At 72.1% G+C, this 23,514-nt stretch carries 17 protein-coding genes; 11 read left to right on the forward strand and 6 right to left on the reverse strand.

The window, feature by feature from the left end:
• Window positions 1-18: 18 nt before the first annotated feature.
• Together GVV75_RS05890 and GVV75_RS05895 are read right to left on the reverse strand one after the other, a co-directional pair.
• Window positions 19-2,514, reverse strand: a complete 2,496-nt coding sequence (locus tag GVV75_RS05890; protein ID WP_268891842.1) for a heavy metal translocating P-type ATPase — start codon at window positions 2,512-2,514, stop codon at window positions 19-21.
• A complete protein-coding gene (locus GVV75_RS05895) occupies window positions 2,511-2,780 on the reverse strand; it encodes a heavy-metal-associated domain-containing protein (RefSeq protein ID WP_159813886.1) in 270 nt (89 codons plus the stop codon). The genes GVV75_RS05890 and GVV75_RS05895 overlap by 4 nt, the downstream gene beginning before the upstream one ends.
• Window positions 2,781-2,978: 198 nt before the next feature.
• Between GVV75_RS05895 and GVV75_RS05900 the strand changes: the two genes are divergently transcribed.
• The 3 genes from GVV75_RS05900 (at window position 2,979) to dcm (ending at window position 7,240) form a co-directional block, all read left to right on the forward strand.
• Window positions 2,979-4,583 (forward strand): TrkA C-terminal domain-containing protein, encoded by a 1,605-nt coding sequence (locus GVV75_RS05900; protein ID WP_159813889.1) that lies wholly within the window; start codon window positions 2,979-2,981, stop codon window positions 4,581-4,583.
• A gap of 184 nt (window positions 4,584-4,767) precedes the next feature.
• Window positions 4,768-5,754, forward strand: a complete 987-nt coding sequence (locus GVV75_RS05905; RefSeq protein WP_159813891.1) for a CAP domain-containing protein — start codon at window positions 4,768-4,770, stop codon at window positions 5,752-5,754.
• Between the two features lie 181 nt (window positions 5,755-5,935).
• Window positions 5,936-7,240 carry a DNA (cytosine-5-)-methyltransferase gene (gene dcm / locus GVV75_RS05910; RefSeq protein WP_159813893.1) on the forward strand — a complete coding sequence of 435 codons (1,305 nt, stop codon included), beginning with the start codon at window positions 5,936-5,938 and terminating at the stop codon, window positions 7,238-7,240.
• A gap of 186 nt (window positions 7,241-7,426) precedes the next feature.
• Here dcm and GVV75_RS05915 read toward each other — a convergent pair whose 3' ends face one another.
• The 4 genes from GVV75_RS05915 to GVV75_RS05930 all read right to left on the reverse strand — a co-directional run bounded on the left by GVV75_RS05915 (window position 7,427) and on the right by GVV75_RS05930 (window position 10,752).
• Window positions 7,427-8,311, reverse strand: a complete 885-nt coding sequence (locus tag GVV75_RS05915; protein ID WP_235904958.1) for a hydroxymethylpyrimidine/phosphomethylpyrimidine kinase — start codon at window positions 8,309-8,311, stop codon at window positions 7,427-7,429.
• A 67-nt stretch (window positions 8,312-8,378) separates the two neighbouring features.
• Window positions 8,379-9,203, reverse strand: a complete 825-nt coding sequence (gene mtnN / locus GVV75_RS05920) for a 5'-methylthioadenosine/S-adenosylhomocysteine nucleosidase (RefSeq protein ID WP_159813895.1) — start codon at window positions 9,201-9,203, stop codon at window positions 8,379-8,381.
• Window positions 9,204-9,212: 9 nt separating this feature from the next.
• Window positions 9,213-10,109 carry an alpha/beta fold hydrolase gene (locus GVV75_RS05925; protein WP_159813897.1) on the reverse strand — a complete coding sequence of 299 codons (897 nt, stop codon included), beginning with the start codon at window positions 10,107-10,109 and terminating at the stop codon, window positions 9,213-9,215.
• Between the two features lie 190 nt (window positions 10,110-10,299).
• The gene (locus GVV75_RS05930; protein ID WP_159522602.1) at window positions 10,300-10,752 is read right to left on the reverse strand and encodes an S-ribosylhomocysteine lyase; all 453 of its coding nucleotides are present in this window, start codon (window positions 10,750-10,752) and stop codon (window positions 10,300-10,302) included.
• A 97-nt stretch (window positions 10,753-10,849) separates the two neighbouring features.
• On the opposite strand from GVV75_RS05930, the gene GVV75_RS05935 reads away from it, so the two are divergent.
• The 8 genes from GVV75_RS05935 (at window position 10,850) to GVV75_RS05970 (ending at window position 23,037) form a co-directional block, all read left to right on the forward strand.
• Window positions 10,850-11,698: an alpha/beta fold hydrolase gene (locus GVV75_RS05935; RefSeq protein ID WP_159624180.1), complete on the forward strand. Its 849-nt coding sequence runs from the start codon at window positions 10,850-10,852 to the stop codon at window positions 11,696-11,698.
• 45 nt (window positions 11,699-11,743) lie between these two features.
• Window positions 11,744-12,997, forward strand: coding sequence for an AI-2E family transporter (locus GVV75_RS05940; protein ID WP_159813899.1), 1,254 nt, complete (start codon window positions 11,744-11,746; stop codon window positions 12,995-12,997).
• A 103-nt stretch (window positions 12,998-13,100) separates the two neighbouring features.
• Window positions 13,101-14,633, forward strand: coding sequence for a DUF3375 domain-containing protein (locus GVV75_RS05945; RefSeq protein ID WP_159813901.1), 1,533 nt, complete (start codon window positions 13,101-13,103; stop codon window positions 14,631-14,633).
• The gene (locus GVV75_RS05950; RefSeq protein WP_159813903.1) at window positions 14,630-15,529 is read left to right on the forward strand and encodes a DUF4194 domain-containing protein; all 900 of its coding nucleotides are present in this window, start codon (window positions 14,630-14,632) and stop codon (window positions 15,527-15,529) included. Before GVV75_RS05945 ends, GVV75_RS05950 begins: the two co-directional genes overlap by 4 nt.
• Window positions 15,526-19,062: an ATP-binding protein gene (locus tag GVV75_RS05955; RefSeq protein WP_159813905.1), complete on the forward strand. Its 3,537-nt coding sequence runs from the start codon at window positions 15,526-15,528 to the stop codon at window positions 19,060-19,062. Before GVV75_RS05950 ends, GVV75_RS05955 begins: the two co-directional genes overlap by 4 nt.
• A complete protein-coding gene (locus GVV75_RS05960) occupies window positions 19,059-20,264 on the forward strand; it encodes a DUF3322 domain-containing protein (protein WP_159813907.1) in 1,206 nt (401 codons plus the stop codon). The genes GVV75_RS05955 and GVV75_RS05960 overlap by 4 nt, the downstream gene beginning before the upstream one ends.
• A gap of 21 nt (window positions 20,265-20,285) precedes the next feature.
• Window positions 20,286-20,870 (forward strand): methylated-DNA--[protein]-cysteine S-methyltransferase, encoded by a 585-nt coding sequence (locus GVV75_RS05965; protein ID WP_159813909.1) that lies wholly within the window; start codon window positions 20,286-20,288, stop codon window positions 20,868-20,870.
• Between the two features lie 121 nt (window positions 20,871-20,991).
• Entirely contained in the window at window positions 20,992-23,037 is a 2,046-nt protein-coding gene (locus GVV75_RS05970; RefSeq protein ID WP_159813911.1) for an alpha-amylase family protein, read from the forward strand.
• Window positions 23,038-23,514: the final 477 nt, after the last annotated feature.

Below are 23,514 nucleotides of genomic sequence, written 5' to 3' on the forward strand. Positions count from 1 at the left end.
CCGCTGTGTCTGAGCTCCTCACCCGGCCCTTCGCAGCCGCAGCGAGTTGGCCACGACGATGACGCTGGAGCAGGCCATCGCCCCACCGGCGATCATCGGGTTGAGCATCCCCGCCATGGCCAGTGGGATCGCCGCCACGTTGTAGGCGAAGGCCCAGAACAGGTTCTGCTTGATGATCCGCAGGGTCGCCCGGCTCACCCGCACGGCGGCGACCACCGCGTCGAGATCGGCCCGCACGAGGGTGATGTCGGCGGCCTCAATGGCCACATCCGTCCCCGAGCCCATGGCCAGTCCGAGCCCCCGAGTGCCCGCCTGGGCGAGGGCCGCGGCGTCGTTAACCCCGTCTCCCACCATGCCGACGACGGCGCCCGAGGCCTGGAGCTCGGCGACGACGTCGCGCTTCTCGGCGGGCAGGACCTCCGCGCGCACATCAGCCGGGTCGATCCCGACCTGACCAGCCACATGCGCCGCCGCCCGGGCGTTGTCCCCGGTCAGCAGGATCGGGCGGATCCCCAGGGCGCGCAGTTCGGCGATCGCGGTGGCCGAGGAGGCCCGCACCGTGTCGCGCACCGCCAGCACGGCGGTGGCCTGGCCATCGATGGCGACGACCACCCCGGTGGCCCCGGTCGACTCGGCGGCCTCCAGCGCCTCAGACAGGTGGCCGGGCAGGGCGATGCCGCGCTCGGCGATCCAGGAGGCCCGGCCCACGGCGACCTCGCGCGCGCTCCCCGGCTCCGAAGCGGTGCCGGTCACCCGGCCCGTGACGCCCCGGCCCTCGTGGTTGACGAAGCCCTCGGCCCCCGGGAGCCGGGAGCCCTCACTCTCCGCGCGCTCGCGGGCGGCGGCCGTGATAGCGGCCGCCACCGGGTGCTCACTGAAGGCCTCGAGCGCGCCCGCCAGCATGAGGGGGTCGAGCGTGGGGGAGTCGGATCGGCCCAGCCATGATTCGCTCCCGATCCCGGCGCTGGCGGCGGCGTCGAGGCTCATGCGCGCCGTCGTGACAGTGCCGGTCTTGTCCAGGACCATCGTGTCCAGCGAGCGCGTGAGCTCCAGGACCTCCGGGCCCCGGATGACGACGCCGAACTGGGCGGCCCGGCCCGAGCCCACGAGGATTGCGGTGGGCGTGGCCAGGCCCAGGGCGCAGGGGCAGGCGATGACGAGCACCGCGACCGACGCCGTGAGGGCCTCCTGGGCGGAGGCCCCAACCACGAGCCAGCCGACGAGCGTCAGGGCGGCGATCCCCAGGACGACGGGCACGAACACCCCGGAGACGCGGTCGGCGAGGCGCTGCACGGGCGCCTTGCCCGCCTGCGCCGCGGTCACCAGCGCGCCGATCCGCGCCAGGGTGGTGCCCTCGCCCACGCGCGTGGCTCGCACGAGCAGGGCGCCGGAGGTATTGATCGTCCCACCGGTCACCTCGTCGCCCACCCCGACCTCCACCGGCACGGACTCGCCGGTGAGCAGGGAGGCGTCCACGGCGCTGGCGCCCTCGACGACGACGCCGTCCACGGCGATCTTCTCCCCGGGGCGCACGGCGATGAGGTCGCCGGCGGCCAGGTCATCGACGGCGACCCGCTCTTCGTGGCGCATCGCGTCGGGGCGGGGGGCGCCATCGTCGTCGAGCACGTCGATGGCGTTGGCGGAACCGGAGGGGGTGGTGAGCCGGACGCGGCCGGCCTCCTTGGCGCCGAGCTCGAGAAGGGCTCGCAGGGCGTCCCCGGAGCGGTACTTGGCGCGGGCCTCCGCGTAGCGGCCGGCCAGGAGGAAGGTGGCCACCCAGGCGGCTGACTCGAAGTACATGTGCGGGCGGTGCCCGCCCGCGTGGGCGCCGGTGAGGATCCCGGCCAAGTCCATGGGCATCTTCACGCCGATCTCGCCCGCGCCGCCCCAGATGAGGGCCCACAGGCTCCACAGGGTGGAGGCGCTCACGCCGAGAGAGACGAGCGTGTCCATGGTGAAGGCTCCATGGCGCAGCCCCGCCAGGGCCGCGCGGTGGAAGGGCCAGGCGCCCCAGGTGACCACCGGCAGTGTGAGGGCGGCCAGCGCCCACTGCCAGCCGGGGAACTGGAGGGCCGAGCTCATTGAGATCGCCATGACCGGGACCGAGAGCAGCAGGCTGAGAATTAGGCGGCGCCGCAGGTCCTCGGCGCGCACGAGGTGGGAGGCGCCCAGCGAGTCTCGGGCGCTTGTCCCGGCCGCTGGCCCCGTGGCCGAGGGGGCGCCGCCGGTGGGCCGGGCCGATTCCTCCTCGGGGGAGGGCGGCGGCTCCGCCGGGGCGGCCGCGCTCCTGGCCGCGGAGGGGCCGGTGAGGGCCGCCGAGTACCCGGCCCTGATGACGGTGGCGATGAGCTCGTCATCCGTCACGGAGTCGGGAACGGTGAGGTGAGCGGACTCGGTGGCCAGGTTGACGCTGGCCTCGACGCCGTCGATCTTGCTCAGTTTCTTCTCCACGCGCGCCACGCAGGACGCGCAGGTCATGCCGCTGACAGCGAGATCGACCTCGCGGGTGCTCAAGAGATGCGGACGTCGCGCTCGACGGCGTCCAGCGTGTAGTCACCGGCCTCGTCGATCGCCTCGGCCAGGGCGGCATCCTCGAGAACGACGTCCGAAACGACCGTGACGACGGACTGCCCGCCCTTGTTGAGGACGATGGAGACGTCCTTGACGCCCGTGAGCGCCTCGAGCTCCTCGGTGACGTGGGAGACGCAGTGCCCGCACGTCAGGCCGGACACCTTGAGAGTGGTGGTGCGGTCGATGCCGTCGTCGGTGAAATCGGCCATGGGAATGCTCCTCGCTGCGGTGCTGCTGCGTGTCCGCCTCGGGTATGAGGCATGGCGAACCTACTCCCGGCCCGGGCGGCGCACCAAGCCGCCTTGCCTCCGGGCGAAACCGGGAACAGGGAGGCGGGAGTGGGGCGCCGATGGTCGGCATTGAGGCCGAAGTGGCTTACCCTGTCCGATGTGCCTGGAGTTATTCACATGACCTATCCGGTAGCGGCGGGGCTCATCCCTGATGGCGTCATCGACGTCCTCGCCGCCACCCCCCTGCTCACGGTCTTCCTCGTCATCGGGCTCGGGACCGCCGTCGGGCAGATCCCCTTCGGGCCGATCCGCTTCGGCGCTGCCGGGGCGCTGTTCGTGGGCCTCGCTGTCGGCGCGCTCGATCCCAGGCTCGGCGCCGACCTCGGGATGCTGCGGGCCCTCGGGCTCGGGCTGTTCTGCTACACGGTGGGGCTTGGCGCGGGCAACACCTTCTTCCGCAACCTCGGCCGGCAAATGCCCCTCATGGCGCTGTGCGTCGTCGCGCTCCTCGCCGCCGGCGCGGTGGGGGCGGGCTTCTCGCGCCTGACCGGGGTGACGCCCGCGATGGACGCCGGCGCCTACGCGGGCGCCCTGACCTCCCCGGTGCTCGACGCCGCGATCGAGGCCGCCGGGAATCAGGAGCCCTCCATCGGCTACGCCATCGCCTACCCCGTGGGCGTGGCCGTGGCGATCATCGTCGTCGCCATCGTCGTCGGACAGCGCTGGCCCGGCCGTAAGGACCCCCGGCCCGCCAGCGCCGATGGCATCGTCGCCACCAGCGTCTACGTGCTCACCCGCGTGCGGCTGGACCGGATGGAGGCCTTCACCCGCGCCCGCATCCGCATCTCCTACCTGGAGCGCGACGGGGTCACGCGTGTCGTCGACCCCGGCGAGGAGCTGGCGCCGGGGGACAAGGTCGTCGTCGTCGGGGCGCCCGCCGCCGTTGAGGAGGCCATGCACGAGCTGGGCACGGGACTGCGCTCCTGCCTGGCCAAGGACCGCCGGGCCGTGGACCACCGCCGGCTCACCGTCTCCTCCACCCGCGTGGCGGGGCGGACGATCGCCGAGGTGGACATGCCCGGGCGCTTCGCGGGCGTCATCACCCGCGTGCGGCGCGGGGACCTCGACCTGCTCGCCCGCGATGACCTCGTGCTCGAGCTCGGGGACAGGGTCCTCGCCGTCGTGCCCAGCGAGAGGCTGGAGGAGGCGGCCGACTGGTTCGGCGACTCCGAGCGCGAGATCTCGCAGATCGACGCCTTCAGCGTCGGCATCGGCATGGCCCTGGGAGTGCTGCTCGGCCTCGTCGCCGTCCCGCTGCCCGGCGGCATCACCCTGAAGCTGGGGGTCGCCGCGGGGCCGCTGGTCGCCGGGATGATCCTCGGGCGCCTCGGGCGCACCGGTCCCTTCCTGTGGGGGCTGCCCCATGCCGCCAACGCCACGATCCGCCAGCTCGGGCTCCTGTTCTTCCTGGCCGCGATCGGCCTGGCGTCCGGCCCGCGGTTCGCGGGCGCCGCCTTCTCCGTAACGGGCCTGGCGGTGGGCGGGCTCGCGGCGATCGTCGTCGTCGTCAGCGCCGTGGTGCTTCTCACGGGGGCGAGAATCGCCGGGATCTCCGCCGCGCGCGCCGCCGGTGGACTGGCGGGCCTGGTGGGGCAGCCGGCGATCCTCTCCTACGCCCTGTCCCGCAGCGAGGACGTGCGGATCGAGGCCGGGTATGCGACCCTCTTCGCGCTGGCGATCGTGGTCAAGATCGTGATGGTTCAGTTACTCGTGGCCCTGTGAGTCGCCTCCCAAACCTGTCGCGAGAAGGCGCGTCCCGAAGAAATTACCGGTCTCGTCAGGTAACATGAAGATCACGAGATGAGTATCATGAAGGCGCGGACCCCATCCGCGCCTGATGCTCCGGAGCCCCTAGCGTCCCGGTGAGTCATCGACAGAACTGACTACCCATGGAGATTTCAGCCCTGTGAAGATCGCCCGCCTCTTCGCCGCCGCCGCAGTCACCGCGTCGCTCGTGGGGATCACTCCCCAGGCCGTCGCGGCGCAGGCCCCGGCGTCGCCGGTCAACCCCGGCGCCGCAGGGGTCCTCCTGCCCGCTGCGACCTCCGCTGACAGCGCCGCCGCCCAGCAGATCCTCACCCGTGTCAATGAGTTGCGCCAAAGTTCCGGTCTCAAGCCACTGACCCGGCTCGTCGAGCTCGACAACGTCTCTCAGGAGTGGTCCGGCCAGATGGCCGCCGAGGGCAACCTGTACCACCGTCCCAACCTGCGCAACGCCTTCCCCTCGGGATGGACGTGGGTGGCCGAGAACATCGCGATGAACGGCAAGGGCCTGTCCGGCGTGGAGCTCGGCAACGCCCTGTTCCAGCAGTGGGTTGACTCTCCGGGTCACTACCAGAACATGGTGGATCGCAACGCCACGGCTATCGGTATCGGCATCGCCGAGTCTGCCGACGGTTCCATCTACGCCACCCAGAACTTCGCCGCCTACCCCGACGACGTCCAGGCGGGCTTCAAGGTCTCCGGTGGGGGCTCGGCCTCCTCTCCATCGACGACGCCGAACGGCTCGGGAGCGCCCAGCGGCGGAGCCTCGGCGGAGGCCGTCCAGCCCGCGCCCAAGGTGAGCCCGACGGCGGCCGCCACCGCGGCCCCTGACGCCACGGCGGCGGCCGCTCCCACCGCGGCGGCGAGCGCCTCGGCGCGCGCGACTGCCACCGCCGCTCCCGTGGCCGTTCCATCTAGCGGCGCCACCGCCCCGATCGGCGCCCCGAGCACGGCCTCCGAGGTCGTGGCCGCCCCGGCGGAGCCCGTAAGCACACCGCGGTCCACGCAGGAGAGGGTGCTGGGGAAGCTCGGCATGACGGGAGCCAACGCGACCCTCGTGCTCTTCGCGATCATCACGCTGGGTGCGGGCGGCGTCGTCCTCATCCTGCGCCGCGGCCTGCGCGACTGACGGCCTCGGCGAGAGCGCGCCCTCGGGCGGGATCTCATGCTGATCCTCGACCTCGGAAAGGCTCATGCTGCCGGAAGGGGCAAGGCGAATCCTCGCGGAAGAGTGACGCGCGTCGCTGTGCCGTGGATGAATCGCCGCTGAGGGGCTAGCTTCTCGCCCGAACATGTGCTTAGCTTGACCCGTGTCCTTCGCCTTCATTGACCTTTTCGCCGGCATCGGCGGCTTCCACGCCGCACTGTCCGAGATGGGGGGCGGGTGTGTCTACGCGGTCGAGATCGATCCGGATGCCTCTCGGATTTATGAGCAGAACTGGGGCATCAATCCGCTGGGTGACATCACAGTCGATGCCGGCGAGGCTGGTGTGAGCCCAAGGATCCCTCATCATGACGTGCTGGCGGCGGGATTTCCCTGCCAGCCGTTCTCGAAGTCGGGCGCGCAGCGCGGAATGGAGGAGACCCGAGGGACCCTGTACTTCAACATTCTTCAGATCGTTCGCGAGCGCCATCCTGCTGTCCTCCTACTTGAGAACGTTCGCAATCTCGCCGGCCCGAGGCACAAGCATGAGTGGGAGGTCATCGTTCGAACGCTCCGCGACGAGGGCTACAGGGTGGCCGATGCTCCTGCCATCATCTCGCCGCATCAGATCGGGAGAGAGCGGGGCGGGCGGCCTCAAGTGCGCGAACGAGTCTTCATCACGGCCACTTATGATCCTGAGGGACTGGGCGATGGCGCGCCTGCGCCGGTCGCCCGACCGCGCCATCAGTACGGCGAGGACACTGACTGGAGCATCGAGGACTACCTCGATGAGGATCCGTCGGGATATGAATTGACCCCTTCCGAGGTTGAATGGGTGGATGCTTGGGACGCTTGGGTGCGCCGCTTCCGGAAATACAACCCCGGCGTCAAGCTCCCTGGTTTCCCGATTTGGGCTGATGAATGGCGCACCGTCGAAGAGCTGGAGGCGCGCATCGCTGACGGAGACTATGACGGGGCGCCGGCGTGGAAGATGAGTTTCCTCCGTAAGAACGCCGAGCTCTTCGACCGCAATCAGGGTTGGTGCAGGGCTTGGCTCGTCGAATATCAGGTCGCCTCGTTCCCGCCTTCACGGCGGAAACTGGAATGGCAGGCTCAGGGCCTCGGCTCGTTATGGGACTGTCTCATGCATTTCCGGCCCTCTGGCCTGCGTGCTAAGCCCCCCACCTACGTGCCCGCGCTCGTGGCCATCACGCAGACGAGCATCATCGGCCCACGCCGTCGGCGGTTGACCCCCAGGGAGGCCGCTCGGATGCAGGGGCTGCCAGACGATTTCACCTTCGAAGGGCAGTCGGACGCGGCCACGTACAAGCAACTGGGTAACGGTGTGAACGTCGGGGTGGTGCAGAACGTGCTGGCGATGCACTGTGATCGCGATAGGTCGATCCTTGAGACGACGCCGTCGGGCCGTCGTGTCCTTCGAGCGGTTCAGCGCTGGAAGCGCCGTGACTGACGGCAGAGGTCATAGCGGGGTCGTGCTGGTGAGGCGTTCAGCCGGGCGCGGGCGGCGGTGAGAGGAAATGGCGAAGTTTGAGGATTCCTTTTGCTGACGCGATGTCGGATTATCTATCGTCGCAGGTCAGGGGCTTGTGAGATGCGGGATGCCGGGCCTGGTGGGCGCCGAGCGCCCGGGCAATCCTCAAACCTCGCCAATTCTGGGCGTGCTGGCCTGAGCGGGGCATCGGGCACCCCGGGCAGGCTGCCCGGCGAGGAGCTCAGGGTAGTTGCCCTGCCAGACGTAGGTGAAGGGGATGTTCCCGCGCATGCCGGGATTGACTGACGCAGAGACCACGTTCTTCGCCGTCACCGCCGCCTCCAGGGGCGTGGCCCCCTTGGCGAGCTCCGCCGTCACCGCGGCGGCCAGGGTGCAGCCAGCGCCGTGCATCCGCTCCGCGCCCACTGCCGGGACCTCCAGGACCTCCAGGGTGGAGCCGTCGTAGAAGACGTCCAGCGCCGTGCCGGTGCCCAGGCTCGGGCCCGCTTTCGCCAGCACGTTGGGTACGCCGAGGTCGAAGATCCGCTTCGCCGCGTCCTTGAGCGCCTCCACCGAGGTGATTTCCTCGACGCCGGCCAGCGTCGCCGACTCGAAGAGGTTCGGGGTGACCATCGTGGCGCGCGGCAGGATCTTCTCGCGCAGCGCGTTGTCCACGGCCATCGCCGAGGAGAACTCCTGGCCCTTGCAGATGAGGACCGGGTCGAGCACCACGATCGGGAAGCCGTAGCGCTCCAGGGCGGCGTCGACGGCGTCGATCGTAGGCTGCGTGCCCAGCATCCCGACCTTCACGGCGTCGATCCTGGAGTGGACGGTGGCGCAGGCCTCGATCTGATCCGCGATCACCTGCGGGTCCACCGGCACGAAGCGGTGATCCCAGTTCGCCTTCGGGTCCATGGACACGATGCAGGTCAGCGCCGTGCAGCCGAAGACGCCGAGCTGCTGGAAGGTCTTGATGTCGGTCTGCGCGCCAGCGCCACCGGAGGCCTCGGAGCCGGCGATGGCCAGGGCAATGGGGGGAGTAGTGCTCATGGGCCAAGCCTGCACCCAGTGGGCCCCATCGCGCAGCCCCTTGGGCCGGCGCGCCACCGCCCCGGCCTCAGCTGAGCGCGGCCAGGGCGGCGATGACGACGGCGGCGCTGCGGGCCGCGGCCTCGTCGGCGCCGATGTGGAAGTCCTGGCCCGCCTCGGGCCCGCACAGGTCGGAGATCCCGCGCACCGAGGCGAAGGGGATGCCCGCGGCGGCCGCCACCTGCGCCAGCGCCGCGGACTCCATGTCGGTGCTCACCGCCTCCGGGAATGCCTCGCGCGTGTCCGCCACGTTCGCCGCCGTCACGAAGGAATTGCCGGAGAGCATCTGCCCGGCATGGATGCGCGCCGACGACGATGCCGGGGTAGCGGCGGCCAGCGCCGCGGGGCCGTGGAGCTCGATGGCTTCGCGCAGCCCGGTGGCCGACCCGAAGGCGGGGGGCTGGCCGGGGATCTGGCCGCGGGCGTAGCCGAAGGCTGTCGCATCGGCGTCCGTGAAGGCCAGGGTCGTCGAGGCGCACACGTCCCCCACCTCAACGTCGCGGGCCAGGCCGCCGGCCGTCCCGGCCGAGATGATCATGCGCGGGGCCACCTGGGCCAGCGCTGCCGCCAGCGCCGAGGCGGCCGCCACCAGGCCGATCCCTGTGCGGATGAGGATGAGCTCGCGGGGGGCCCCGGGGCCCTGGCCATCGGCGCTTCCCGGGATGACGGGGGGCAGCGCGAGGCTCACGGCCCATGCGTCACCGTTCAGCGCTAGGGGAGCGGCGCCGTCGAGCGCGGGGAGGCGTTCGAGGAAGGGGCGCGCCTCCTCCTCCATCGCGGTCAGGACGACGGAATGCGCCCGGCGGTCCGGGGGCGCGGGCTGTTGGGGCCGTGCGAGCTGAGAGGGCGTCATGCCGCGAGCCTACGCGGCCCGCTCGCCCTGCCGCCCGCGCGCGATGACCATCTCCATCCACGGGTCGGACGCCGCGTGGAATCGCTCGGGGAAGGTGCGGCGCACGCAGTGCGGGGCGTCCACGATCACCGCGGTGGAGATGAGGGGGTTCTTGCGTGAGAGCAGGCTCAGGTAGTGGTCGCCGCGCAGCACCACGCCGTCGGTGCCGGTGATGATGAGCGTGGGGACGGTCAGGCCGTCGACCACCTCCTCCCACGGCGTCGGCGGGGACACGCAACCCAGGCCGATGAACCGCAGGTCGACGCCGCAGGATGCCTCCACGCTCGCGCGCACCTCCCGGTGCGACCACGTGGGGTTCTCGGTGGTCTCCGCGGTGAAGCGGGCCTCGGGGTCCTTCGCGATGCCTTTCAACTCGGCCACCTGCCGGAAGGCGTTCGCGCGCAGGAGGGCACGCCATGCCGGGGTGACGAAGGCGGGGTCCTCCGCGACGACGCCGTCCACCAGATCCGGGCGGTGATAGGCGACATCGAGGCTGGTCACGCCGCCCATGGAGTGCCCCACGAGCAGCAGCGGCGCGCGCAGGGGGCCGGCCGAGGGCTCCTTGGGTGACGCGCGCAGGCCGTGGGAGCGCAGATCCTCCAGGGCGTCGGTGAGGTCGGCGGCCAGGCGACGCCCGGCAGTCTCCTGGTTCTTCAGATCGGCGTCGTCCCAGCGGGGGGAGTCCCCGTGGCCGCGCGCGTCGAGCGCGACGATCCGGTGGCGCGGCGCCCAGTGCTCGACCGCCTCGATCCAGCAGGCGGCCGAGTCCGTGATCCCGTGGGATAGGACAAGAACGGGGGCCTCGGCGTCGTCGAGCCGCCCGGCGAGGTGCCGGGCGAGGGGCGCGGGCGCGGGATCAGCGGTCATGCCCCGATCGTAAATCCCGCCCCCTGCGCGAGACCGGTCGATATCAGGAGCGAGACCGGTTGATATCAGGAGCGAGACCGGTCCTGTTTCCACAGGCTCGTCTCATGCCGCGCCCACGCCGTCGTCCTTGTGGACGGCGAACCGGTCTCGCTCTTATTTTCGACCGGTCTCGCGAGGGGGGTGGGCGGGATCAGGAGGGGAGGACGGTCTCCCACTCCTCGCGCCTGGCCAGGAAGGCTCGTGCGGCGTCCTGGGCCTGTTCCAGCGAGTGGTTCGCGCCCCAGCCGCACTGGACCTCATTCGCCGCCGGCACCTCGGTGGCCGCGAGGATGCCGCGCATCGTCGCCTCCAGGAGCCCCAGGAACTCCTCGGTCTCAACGCCCAGCATGAGCGCGTAGAAGCCCGTCTGGCATCCCATGGGGGAGAAGTCGATGAGCCGGTCGGTGTGGTCGCGCATGAGCTCGGCGCTCAGGTGCTCGATGGAGTGGACCGCCTTCATCTCCAGGTGCTCCACGTTGGGCTGGCAGAAGCGGACGTCGTACTTGATGAGGGTGTCCCCGCCCGGCAGCTCCTTGCGGTCGGCGATACGGACGTAGGGGGCCCGCACCCTCCGATGGTCCAGGTTGAAGGACTCCACGTTCATCCGTCCGTACAGCGCTTCCTCGCTGGTGACGACCTGTTGCTTATTCGTATCTCTGTCCCCTGTCATGGGAACAGCCTAATGGGGGAGGATGACGCCCATGCACTCCTCCCTGGCGCGGCTCACCGTGGGCTGCGATGACGCTCCCACCCTTGTCCTCCTGCACGGCATCACCTCCTCGGCCGTCTCCCAGGCCGACGCGATCAACCACTGGGCCCGGCGCGGCTACCGGGTCATCGCCGTCGACTCCCGCGGGCACGGGCTCTCCCCCTCCTGGGAGCGCTCGCAGCTCGAGCGGGCCGGCGAGCAGCTCGTCGACGACGCCCTGGACCTCCTCACCGACCTCGACACCCAAGCCCGCGGACGAGCCGCCCTGGGATTGACCGCAGCGCCGGCCCCGATCGTGCTGGGCCACTCCATGGGCGGGGCGACCGCCATGGTCGCCGCCATCCGCCGCCCCGAGCTCGTCAGCGGCCTCATCCTGGAGGACCCCTCCCTCTACGGCACCCGCAGCCCCTCCGAGCTCCTCGCCCGTGGCGCCGCTCGGAAGCGCGCCCTGGACGCCGAGCTCGCCAACCCCGCCGGCGCCGTCCTGCGCGCCCTCGCCTCGGCCACCATGCCCGAGAGCGAGGCTCTGCCCTCGGTCTGGGCCAGCCAGCGCGTGGACCCGAAGCTCCTGCGCACCGGCGTCGTCGCCCCCGAGGTCCCTTGGCGCGAGGCCCTGGCCGCCCTCACGGTCCCCACGCTGCTGCTCAGCGGTGACCAGCCCGGCTCCGCCCGCCTTGGCGCGACCGGCCTGGAGGAGGCCCGCTCCCTGGGCAACCCGCTCATCACTCCGGTACTCATCAAGGGTGCGGGGCACCTCATCCGCCGCAGCCGGCGCCGGGACTTCTACGCCGCCGTCGAGCCGTGGATCGAGCGCGTCCTGGGCCCCGCTCCCGCCGCTTGATGAGAGCGGCCGCCGGTCGGCGCGAAATCATCGGAGGATAGGGCCATGAGACCCGACAGCGCTAAAACAGGGCGGCCGACGCCCTTCCCGCCTGCGACGACAGCCGATCAGGCGGCGCCCGCCTCCTCGGCGCCCGCCTCCCCGGCGCCCGCCGATGATCCCGGGCGCAGCCAGGGGGAGACGATCGCCTTCACGGTGGCCGCGCTCGTGGTGTGCTGCGTCGGCATGTACTACGCGAGCAGGCTCATCGGCCCCGTGTTCCTGGCCCTCACCCTGGTCATCACCGTGCGGCCCCTGATCACCTGGGCCACCCGCCACCGCATCCCGAGGCCCGTCTCCGCGCTCGCCGCGATCGTGATCATCTACGCCTTCGTCGTGGGCCTGTTCGCATTCCTCGGCATCGCCGTCATGCAGCTCATCGACACCCTCCCGAGCTATTCGAACCGGTTCGCCGACATCTGGACGCAACTGCAGGACCGCCTCACCCGGCTGGGCATGTCCCAGACCGATCTCGTCGCCCAGGCCTCCAAGGCCGTCGACACCTCCAAGGTCGTCGGCTTCGCCCAGGCGCTCCTCGAGCAGATCTCCGGCATCGGCTCCATGCTCATGGTCATGGGCCTGACCGTCCTCTTCCTCATGTTCGACATGGCGCGCATTGAGAGGCGCACCCGCGCCCTGGTCATGCTCAAGCCGAGTCTCGCCTCGGCGCTGGCCGGCTTCGCGGAGTCCGTGCGCTCCTACTGGCTGGTCTCCACCGTTTTCGGGCTCATCGTCGCCGTCTTCGACACGATGGCCCTGTGGTGGCTCGACGTGCCCATGGCCGTGACCTGGGGCGTCGTCGCCTTCATCACGAACTACATCCCCAACATCGGATTCGTCATCGGCGTCATGCCGCCGGCCCTCCTGGCCGCGGTGGACTCCGGGCCCTGGACGGCCCTGTGGGTGATCGTCATCTACTCATTGCTCAACTTCGTCATCCAGTCCATCATCCAGCCCAAGTTCACCGGCGACGCCGTGGGCCTCAACACCACCGTCACCTTCATCTCTCTGCTGTTCTGGTCCCAGGTCATCGGAGCGCTCGGCGCGATCCTGGCCATCCCGCTGACCCTCTTCGCCAAGGCCCTCCTCATCGACACTGATAGGCGCGCCGCCTGGGTGGGCCTCTTCCTGTCCGCCGGGGACAATCCGCCCGATCCCATCGCGCAGGTGGACCTCGACGATCTCGACCGTGCCGACCTCGACGGCGACGGCCCGGATCCCGCCACCCCTGAGGCCGACGAACCGATCACCGCGCACTAGCGGGAGCCCCTGGGCGCTTGTCCGCCTTCAGCCGGGTGTCAGGGATAGCGGGTACCGTGCGGCGGGTTCGCAACCGCCGCCCCCCCGCCCTGAAGGAGGTGCCATGCCCCGGTCCTCAGGCGTCGTCGCCGCCGCCCTGAGCGCGAGCCGCCTCCTGGCCGGTCCCGAGGCCGACGCCGGGCTGCGCCTCCTGCGCTTGGACCAGGCCGCGATCGCCGTCGCCGTGCTCGGCTCCCACCTGGGCGGCCAAAGGCGCCGCATGAGCGTCGCCGACCTCCACGAGCTGATCGACGAGGACCTCCTCTGCCTGCGCGAGGCCGGCATGGACCTGGGGGAGAGGACCACGGCCCGCACCTACTGCGACCGTTGGCGCGCCGAGGGCATCCTCGTGCGCTCCACTGCCCCCGGTGAGCGCGAGGAGTCCTACGAGCTCTCCGCCCCCGCTGAGGCCGCACTGCGCTATCTCGCCCAGGTCGAGCGGCCCCGCCCCGCCGCCACCCAGTCCCGCCTCGCCTCCATCGCTAGTCAGCTCGACCGCCTCGTGCGCGACTCCGACCCCTCCACGGAGCGCCGCCTGGCCGGCCTGCGGGCCGAGCGCGACGCCATCGACGCCCAGATCGCCCGAGTCGAGACCGGCCAGGCCGAGCCCCTCGACCCCCACGACGGCGCCGAGCGCCTCAAGGAGATCATCGCCCTGGCCGAGCAGATCCCCGGCGACTTAGCGCGCGTGCGCTCCGAGATGACCGACCTCAACCGCTCCTTGCGCGAACGGATCGTCGAGGCCCCCGGGTCCCGCGGCGAGGTTCTCGACGACGTCTTCCGCGGCGTCGACCGCATCGAATCCTCCGAGGCCGGCCGCTCCTTTCTCGGCTTCTTCGAGCTCCTCCAGGACCCCGAGTCCTCCGCGCTCCTCGACGACCACATCGACGAGGCCCTGAGCCGCGGCTTCGCCGAGATGCTCGACGAGGCGGACCGCCGATTCCTGCGCGACTGGCGCTCCACCCTCGTGACCGAGGCCGGCGGCGTGCGCCAGACCATGACCGGTTTCTCCCGCTCCCTGCGCGCATTCGTGGCCAGCCGCGCCTTCGAGGAGCACCGCCGCCTGTCCGACGAGCTCGCCCGGGCCTGTGCGCTCGCCGGGCGGGTCGCTGAGCGCGCCGCCCCGATCGCCCCCATGGGCATGAGCCTGGAGCTCACCGGGCTGCCGCTGGCCAGCGTCGGCTCCTGGCGACTCAACAACCCCGCCGACGCCGAGGTCGCCGAGGACATCGTCACGCACAGCGCCTCAGGCCTCGACCTGGACTCCATGCGTCAGGCCGTGCGCGCCTCCGAGATCGACATGATCGAGCTGGCCGAGGCGGTCGCCGACTCGATGGCGCGCCGCGGCGCCGCGACCCTGGGCGACATCCTCGCCGACCACCCCGCCACCCAGGGCCTGGCCAGCGTCATCGGCCTGCTCCTCATCGGGAGGCGCGCCGGCGCTCTCGCCTGCGGCGAGGAGGAGATCTCCTGGTCGACGGCGGGAGGAGAGGAACGCCGCGCCACCATCCCCCGGCTCGTGCTCACCGCGCCCGTGGCCGGCCCGTCCACCGACTCCGCCGCATTGGCGCCGCGCCCCGAGGGAGACGACGAATGAGCCCCGAGAGCCCGTTGCAGGAGATGAACCTGGAGGTCCCGCCCCCGCCGCCCGGCGGGGTCGGCGCGATACCGCCGCCACCACCGACACGGTCGTCGTCGCCCGCCGCGGCCGACGGCCCGGCCGCGCCCCCTGAGCCCGAGGCGCCGGCATGCCAAGGAGCGCCCGCGGACCCGGCTGAGCCGGCGTCGGAGATGCCCCCGGGGGCGCTGTGGGACGGCGACGCCGGAACCCTGCCCCGCGCCACCCGCAGCGCCATCGTCCGCCTCGTCCAGGGCCCCTACCTCTCCGCCGCCCTCCACCCCGAGCCCTGGCAGGCCCTCATGGCCGACCTCGACGCCGTCCGCCACCACCTGGCCAATATGTTCCTCAGCCTCATCGTGGACCGCGAGGCCGGCTTCGCGTTCGTGCGCAACGCCGACGACCCCACCGGCCAAGCCCCCTCCGTGGTGCGCGCCATGCCCCTGACCCTCATCGACACCGCCCTCCTGCTCCACCTGCGCACCCTCCTCCTGCGCGCCATGGGCGGCGGTCATCGCGTCTTCGTCGACCGCTCCGAACTCATCGACCACCTCGCCATCTACCGGCGGCGCGCCTCCACGGACCTCTCCGGCTTCGAGCGGCGCGTGAGCGCCTCCATCACCAAGATGGTCAAGGCCTCGCTCCTGCGGTCCACGAGCGTCGACGAGCGCTATGAGATCTCCCCGATCCTCGCCCTCGTCTTCGGCGCCGACCAGGTGGCCGCCGTCGCCGCCCAGTACGAGGCCATGCTGGCCGAGCAGGACGATGACGGGGCCGGGCCCGGAGGCGCGCGGGGAACTCGGGGCTCTGAGCGCCCACGGGGCCCGCGGCGCTCCCCGTCCACCCCGAGCGCTGACTCCCAGGAGCGGCCATGAGAACGACGACGCCCCCCACCCCCACCCGCGAGCGCCGCCGCGCCGCCTCCCCGGTGCCCCCGGCGCCGCGCTCGGCCCGCACGCGCTCGCGGCTGCGCGAGGCGGACGCCCAGCACCGTCTGTCCCGCATCCAGGTCCACAACTGGGGGACCTTCAACGGCTACCACGACCTGCCCGTGCCCCGCGATGGCCTCATCCTCACCGGCCCGTCCGGCTCGGGCAAGTCCTCCCTGCTGGACGCCCTGTCCGCCGTGCTCGTGCCCGCCAAGAACCGGCGATTCAACGCCGCCGCCCAGGACTCCGGCGCCACCGACCGCGCCCGCACCATCCTCAGCTACGTGCGCGGCGCCTACCGGCGCACCACCGATGGCGCCACCGGCGAGGTCGTCACCGACTTCCTGCGCGCCGGTGCCACCCGCAGCGGGGTCGCCCTCACCTTCTCCCAGGGCGGTGAGGGCGCCGAGTCGCTCACCCTGATCGTCCTGTTCCACGTGCGTGCCGGCACGAACGCCGTCGACGCCGTCGCCCAACTCCTCCTCATGGCCGAAGGGTCCCCGGATCTCACGACTCTCCTGCCCTACCTCGCCCACGGCATCGACCGGCGCGCCATCCGCCGCGACCACCCCGAGGGCCTGCGCCTGTTCGACAAGTACGAGGCCTTCGCCGCGGCCTTCCGCCGCCGCCTCGGCCTGTCCAGCGAGGTCGCCCAGCGCCTCCTCCACCGCACCCAGGCCGCTAAGTCCCTGGCCAGCCTCGACACCCTCCTGCGCGACTTCATGCTCGACGAACCCGAGACCCTGCGCCTGGCCGACGCCGCCGTCGAGCAGTTCGGGGAGTTGCGCGAGGCGCATGCGGCCGTGGTCGAGGCCCGCGAGCAGGAGAGGGCCCTCGCCCCCCTGTCCGAGCTCAGTCGCACCATCATCGACGCCGGAGCCCAGCAGGCCCACGCCGAGGCGCTCGCCGCCGCCGTGCCCGGCTACGTCCACCACCTGCGTCTGACCCGCCTGGAGGAGGAGCGCGACCGCGCCGCCGCGGCTGTCAGTGGCCTGGAGGCGGAGGTCGCCCGGGCGGCCGCCCGCGAGGACGCCGCCGTCGCCGACCTCGACCTGCTGCGCGCCGAGCGCCACGGGGCCGCCGGCGCTGGATTGCCCGCCGCGACCGCCCGCCTTGAGGCCGCCCAGGCGGAGGCGGCCCGTCGTGCCGACGCCGTCCGCGCCCTGGAGCGCTGCTTGAGCGAACTCGACGCCACCGCCCCCGCCGACGCGCGCGCCCACCACGAGCTCCAGGCGGTCCTGGCCGCCGAGGACTCCTCCCTGCGGGGCCAACTGGCCTCCCTGCGCGCCGAGCGTGACACCGCCGGCCTGGCCGCCCTCGACCTCAAGCGCCGCGTCGACGCCCTGACCACCGAGCGCGAGCAGATCCTCGCCAGCCGCTCCGCCATGCCTCCCCGCCTGCTCGGCGCCCGCGACCTCATCGCCACCGTCATCGGCCAACCCGCCTCCGTCCTGCCCTTCGCCGGAGAGATCCTGCGCGTCGTCGACGGCGAGGAGGACTGGCGCGTCGCCATCGAGGCCGTCGCCGGGGGCTTCGCCACCCACATGCTCGTCCCCGACCGCCTCTACCGGGACGTGCTCGCCGCCGTCGACACCCTCCACCTGGGCGCCCGCCTCCACTTCGACCGCCTCCTGCCCGCCGCGCAGGCCGCCCGCGGCGTCCCCCGGGTCCCCGGCGGCGCCCTGGCCCGCAAGATCGAGCCCATCCCCGGCACCGAGCACGCCGACTGGCTCAACGTCGAGCTCATGCGGCGCTTCGACCACCTGTGCGTCGAGGGCGCCGAGGAGCTCGCCGCAGTTGACCGCGGCGTCACCCGCGCCGGCCAGGTCAAGTCCTCGCGCACCGCCCACCTCAAGGATGACCGCCGCGACCCGGCCGACCCCCGCGCCTGGGTGATCGGCGTCGACGCCCGCGAGAGGCTCGAGCTCGTTGTCGATGAGCTCGCCGCCCGCGCCCGGGAGAAGGCAGGGGCCGATGCCCGCCTCGACGGCCTGGAGGCCCGCGAGGCCGTCCTGCGCGATCGGCTCGCCGCCTGCCAGCGCGCCACGGAGTTCACCTGGGAGCAGATCGACGTCGCCTCCGCGGCCTCCCAAGCCGAGCGGTGGGCGCGGCGCTGCGAGCAGCTGCGGGACGCCCAGCCGGGCCTGGCCCAGCTCGACGCCCGCATCGAGACGGCCCGCCGGGCGCTCTCCCGGGCCCGCCAGACCCTGCGCGAGCTCAGCGCTTCCCTGGTCCGAGAGGCCGAGAACCGCGATGCCGCCACCGCCGAACTCGACCGCCTGCGCGAGCGGGAGCAGGCCCTGCGCGCCGGCGCCCTCACCCCGGGCGATGAGGAGGAGGCCCTCATCCTGTCCGCCCCCGAGTCCGGGCCCATGCGGGTCGAGCTGGACGAGCGCTTCCGCTCCCAGCGCCGCCGCCGCCCGAACCTGGAGGAGATCAGCGAGGTCGCCGCTCGCGTCTCCAAGGAGATCGTCGAGCAGCGCGAGGCCGCCGCCCGTAGCGAGGCCCGCGCCGTGGCCAGCGCCGTGGTCACCATGTCCACCTTCGTCGCCACCTGGCCCGAGACCCGCGGCCAGGTCCTTCCCGAGATCGACTACCTCGACGAGTTCCTCGCGATCCTGGCCCGCCTCCAATCCGACGACCTGCCCCGTCACGAGCGCCGCTTCACCGCCCTCCTGCGCTCCCAGTCCCGCCAGAACATCGGCCACCTCGCCTCCGAGATCCGCCGCGCCGTCAGCCAGGTCAGGGCCCGGATCGGGCCCGTCAACGACGCCCTGGCCACCACCGAGTACTCGCCCGGCCACCACCTGCGCATCAAGGTCGAGGAGCGGCGCCTGCCCGTGGTCAATGACTTCCTGCGGGACCTGGCGACCATCGCCTCGGGCAGCCTCGAACTCGACGACGAGTCCCCCGATCGCGCCGAGGAGCGCTACGCCCTGCTCGGCCGCATCATGAGCCGGCTCAGCTCCTCCGAGCCCCGCGACGCGGCCTGGCGCCGTCAGTGCCTCGACACCCGCCTCCACGTCGCCTTCCGCGCCGAGGAGCGCGATGTCGACGGCGTCGTCGTCGATGTCTACGAGGGGGCCTCGGGCCTGTCCGGCGGGCAGCGCCAGAAGCTCGTCGTGTTCTGCCTGGCCGCCGCCCTGCGCTACCAGCTCACCGACCCCGGGAACCAGCTGCCCGGCTACGCCCTAGTGGTCCTCGACGAGGCCTTCGACAAGACCGACGCCGACTACACCCGCGCCGGCCTGGAGGTCTTCCGCGGCTTCGGCTTCCAGTTGCTGCTGGCCACTCCCATGAAGATGCTCCAGACCCTGGAGGAGCACGTGGGCGGCGCGGCCATGGTCACCAACACCCCCGAGGGGGACGCCTCCGCCCTGTCCATGGTGCTCTTCGACGCCCCGGCGCGCAGGGGCGCCTGGGCCGCCCCCGAGCGGCCCGGCGACCTCTTCGAGGGCTTCGATCTGGAGGCGCTGTGAGGGGCCCGGCCGAACTCGCCGCGCGCGCCGCCGTGCGCTACCAGCGCGTCTACGCCGCCTGGGCCGCGAACCCCGACCAGGCGCGCGCCGAGGTGCTGCCCCTGTCCCTCGACCCGCCCACGCATGACCTTGCGCTCGCGGATGTCGACGGCGTCGCCGCGTGGATCGCCGCCTGGCGCCAATGGGAGCGCTCTGCCCCCGGCACCGTCATCTGGGAGGGGCGCCGCTGGGCGTCGCTGGGCACCCAGCACCTGCCCGTGCGCGCCCAGCTTGTGGGAGCCGATGCCATCGCATCGGCGGCGGGCCGCGCCGGCCACTGGGGGCTGGCGAGCTCGCGGGCGGGGATGATCGCGGGCATGCTCGAGGCCCTGGGCGTGGGGCCCACCGGCCTGTCGGGTCAGGGCGGCGCGGCCGAGGCGGTGGCCGCCGTCATCGGCGAGGTCGTCGAGTACGAGGACGATGACGTCGAGCGCCTCGTCGCCGCCGTGGCCTGGCTGGCCTCGCATCCGGCCTCCGGCCTCTACCTGCGCCAGCTGCCGATCGCCGGCCTGGACACCAAGTGGCTGGAGCGGCACCGCCGCGTGGTGCAGCGCCTGCTCGGCGCGGCCCGGGGCGGGGGCCTCCCCGTGGAGTCCGGGCTGGGCCTGCGCCGTCCTCCCACGACCGTGCGCGTGCGGATCCTCGACCCGGGCCTGGCCGCCGGGGGCCTGCGCGACGTCGAGGCCCCGGTGGAGGAGATCAGCCGCATGTGGGCCGATCGGGCGGGGTTCATCGACGTCATCGCCGTGGAGAACCTGGCCACCTTCCTCGCCCTGGAGGAGCGGCCGCGAACCGTGGCCGTCTGGGGCGCGGGGGACAAGATCGTCCAGACGCTCCCCCTGCTCTCCTGGGCTCGCCGCGCGCGCCGCGTCGCCTACTGGGGGGATCTCGATGCCGACGGCATGAGGATCCTGGCCTGCCTCAGCCAGCGCCTGCCGGGGATCGTGCCGGTGCTCATGGACGCCCCGACCCTGGAGCGCTGGCGCTGCCTGGCGGTGGCCGACCCCGGCAAGCGGGTGAGCCGCGACGGCCCGCAGCCCGAGGGCCTGGGCTACGAGCAGATGCGCGCCTGGCGGATGATCATCGACTGGGGCCTGAGCCTGGAGCAGGAGCGCCTGCCCTGGGATGAGGCGACGTCCGCCCTGTCCCTCGCCCTGGCGTGAGGGATGCGGGAGGATAAGGGCATGGCGCGACCTCTACGGGACCGGGACGGGCTGACGGCCTCCGTGGCCACGGCCCCCACCCCGGACGGGCCCTTCACGATCATCGCGGGCAGCGCCGTGCTGGCCTCGGGGTGGACCGAGGATCCCGCCGGGCTGCTCGCGCTCATCCACCCCGGCCTGCGCCCCGGGTGCCTGGAGGAGGCGCCGTCGGGATCCGCTCCCGGGGCCCTGGCCCAGGCACTCCCCGCCCTGGAGGCCTATTACGACGGCGAGCTGGGTGCCCCCGCCCAGGTGCCGGTCCTCCAGCGCTCGGGCCCCTTCCGCGAGCGGGCCTGGGAGGTACTGCGCGGCATCGGCCCGGGGCGCCTGGTGAGCTACGCCGAGTACGCCGCCCTGTGCGGCAGCCCCCGGGCGGTGCGGGCCGCGGCCGGCGCCTGCGCCTTCAACGCCGCCGCGCTCTTCGTCCCCTGCCACCGCGTGGCCCGCGCCGACGGGTCCCTGGGCGGCTTCCGCTACGGGCCGGCGACCAAGCAGAGCCTGCTCGCCCGCGAGGGCCGCCGGGCCCAGGAGGTCGACGCCGGGCATTCCCCCCGGCGATGGCGCTGAGCCCCACCGGCCCCGCTGCCGCGTACTGCGCCCAACGCGTGCGCGCCGGAGTCCCGCGGCCGGCCGAGGCCGAATAGTGGATCGGCTGTTGCGAGGGCCCGGCGTAGGGAATCATGGTTGCATGACCTCCCAGCGCCGCGCCCCCGAGACACAGCCCGTCCTCACCCCGCTCGCCGGGATCCCCGACGAGGTGTCCCAGGCCATCGTCGCCCCCCTGGTGGGGCTCAACCTCACGGAGCAGGAGATCTTCACGACCCGCCTGGAGCGCTGGTACCCCGATGTCATCGACGGCCTGGTCACCCTCTACGGCGAGCCCCGAGCGACGCGGGCGGCCACGATCCTGCTGACCGAGGCGGCAGCCGCCTACGCCCAACGCAGCCCCGAGTTGCGCCACCTGGACCTCCAGCGCATGCTCAACCCCTCCTGGATCCAGGACCCCTCGCGCATCGGCTACGCCTGCTACACCGAGCGCTTCGCCGGGAGCTTGCGCGGCGTCGAGGACCGCATCCCCTACCTGCGCGAGCTCGGCGTCAACTACCTGCACCTCATGCCGCTGCTCACCCCCCGTCCCGGGGACTCCGACGGCGGCTACGCCGTCGCCGACTACCGCTCCGTCCGCCCGGACCTGGGCACCATGGACGACCTCGAGCACCTGGCGGGCTCCCTGCGCGGGGAGGGCATGAGCCTCGTCGTCGACCTCGTCCTCAACCACGTGGCGGCCGAGCACGAGTGGGCCCGGCGCGCCCGGGCGGGGGAGAAGCGCTACCAGGACTACTTCTTCCTCTTCCCTGACCGCGCCGAGCCCGACGAGTACGAGCGCGATCTGCCAGAGGTGTTCCCGGACTTCGCCCCCGGCAACTTCACCTGGAACGAGGAGCTCGGCTCCTGGGTGTGGACCACCTTCAACTCCTTCCAGTGGGACCTCGACTGGCGCAACCCCAACGTCATGGAGGAATTCGTCTCCATCATCCTGGAACTGGCCAACCGCGGCGTCGAGGTGCTGCGCCTGGACGCCATCGCCTTCACCATCAAGCGCAAGGGCACCGATTGCCAGGGCCAGCCTGAGGTCCACGCCATCACCCAGGTGCTGCGCGCCCTCACCCGCATCGCCTGCCCCGCCATCATCCTCAAGGCCGAGGCGATCGTGGCCCCCACCGAGCTCGTGCAGTACCTCGGCCAGGGCCGGTACACGAACAAGGTCTCCGACCTCGCCTACCACAACTCCCTCATGGTGCAGGTCTGGTCCATGCTCGCGGCGCGGAACGCGGTGCTCGGCGCCCACGCCCTGCGCCACCTCCCCGCCGAGTCCCCCAACTCCACCTGGATCACCTACCTGCGCTGCCACGATGACATCGGCTGGGCGATCGACGACGGCGACGCCGATGCCGTGGGCCTGTCCGGCTACTGGCACCGAGCCTTCCTGTCCGACTGGTACACGGGCCTCTACCCCTTCTCTGATGCGCGGGGCCTGGTCTTCCAGCACAACCCGGTCACCGGGGACCGCCGCATCTCCGGCACCGCCGCCTCGCTCATCGGCCTGGAGTCCGTGGCTGAGGCCTGGGAGGGAATCAACGACCTCACCCCCGAGCACGAGGTCGACTCCCTGTGGCGGTGGCGCGAGGAGCGCATCAACGCCCTGCGCATGGCCAACGCGATCCTCTACGGATGGGGCGGCGTCCCCGTCATCTGGTCCGGCGACGAACTGGCCCAGTTCAATGACCCCAACTGGGACACCGAGCCCGGCCACGAGACCGACTCCCGCTGGGCGGGGCGCCCCCGCCTCGATGAGCGCCTCATGGCCGGCCGCTGGGACCGCTCAACCATCCAGGGCCGCGTCTTCACCGACCTCGTCCACATGGGGCGGGTTCGCGCCTCCCTGCCCGTGCTCAGCGCCGACGTGCGCACTCAGGTGGCCCCCCTGGATGACGACGGCGTGCTCGTCACCTTCCGCGACCACCCGCTGGGCAGTTTCGTGGGCGTGTACAACGTGACGCCGGACTGGAGGAGGATCCCCGCCTGGCGGCTGGCGGAGCACGGCGTGCTTGGCGCCGCCGACGCTCTGACGGGGACGGTCCCCTCGGGCGCGGCGACTCTCGAGGGTGACGGCGACGGCATGGTCCCCGTCCCGCCCTACGCCGCCTGGTGGCTCGTTCGCCCCACCGACTGAGCGCCCGCCTGAGCCGCGTCGGCTCCCGCGTCACTCCCCGGTCTCCTGGCCGTTGCGGAAGAATCACGATGGCGCCCGGCTCGGGCCCCGCGAAGGGGCGTGAGCCGGGCGTCATCGCGCCCTGCCCATCTCGCCGCGATCACGGGGCGCGGTGGGAGGCATCCGCGCGGCGCGCTCGCGGTCCTGCGGCGGCGCCGGCGTCTCCCAGGTCATTGGTGAACCGTGATGAATACGAGTCCGCCTCGCGATGAATGAGGGTGACGGGAATGTCGCCGAGTGCTGTCGGCGATTCGTTATCCGGGCTCGTTTCATCACGGGGGAATATCGATATTCGAGTGGCCGGGGCGCTGCTACCATCGGCCTTGTCCGGTCGCCCGGAGTTCAGGATTCCGGATCCCCGCGACCGCTCGCATTTATTCCCCGCTCCTGCTATCCCTTTCCCTCCCCTGAGAGACTCCCATGCCCTCCTCCTTGAAA

The sequence above is a fragment of the Actinomyces sp. zg328 genome, assembly GCF_009829635.1.
Classification (GTDB): Bacteria; Actinomycetota; Actinomycetes; order Actinomycetales; family Actinomycetaceae; genus Actinomyces; species Actinomyces marmotae.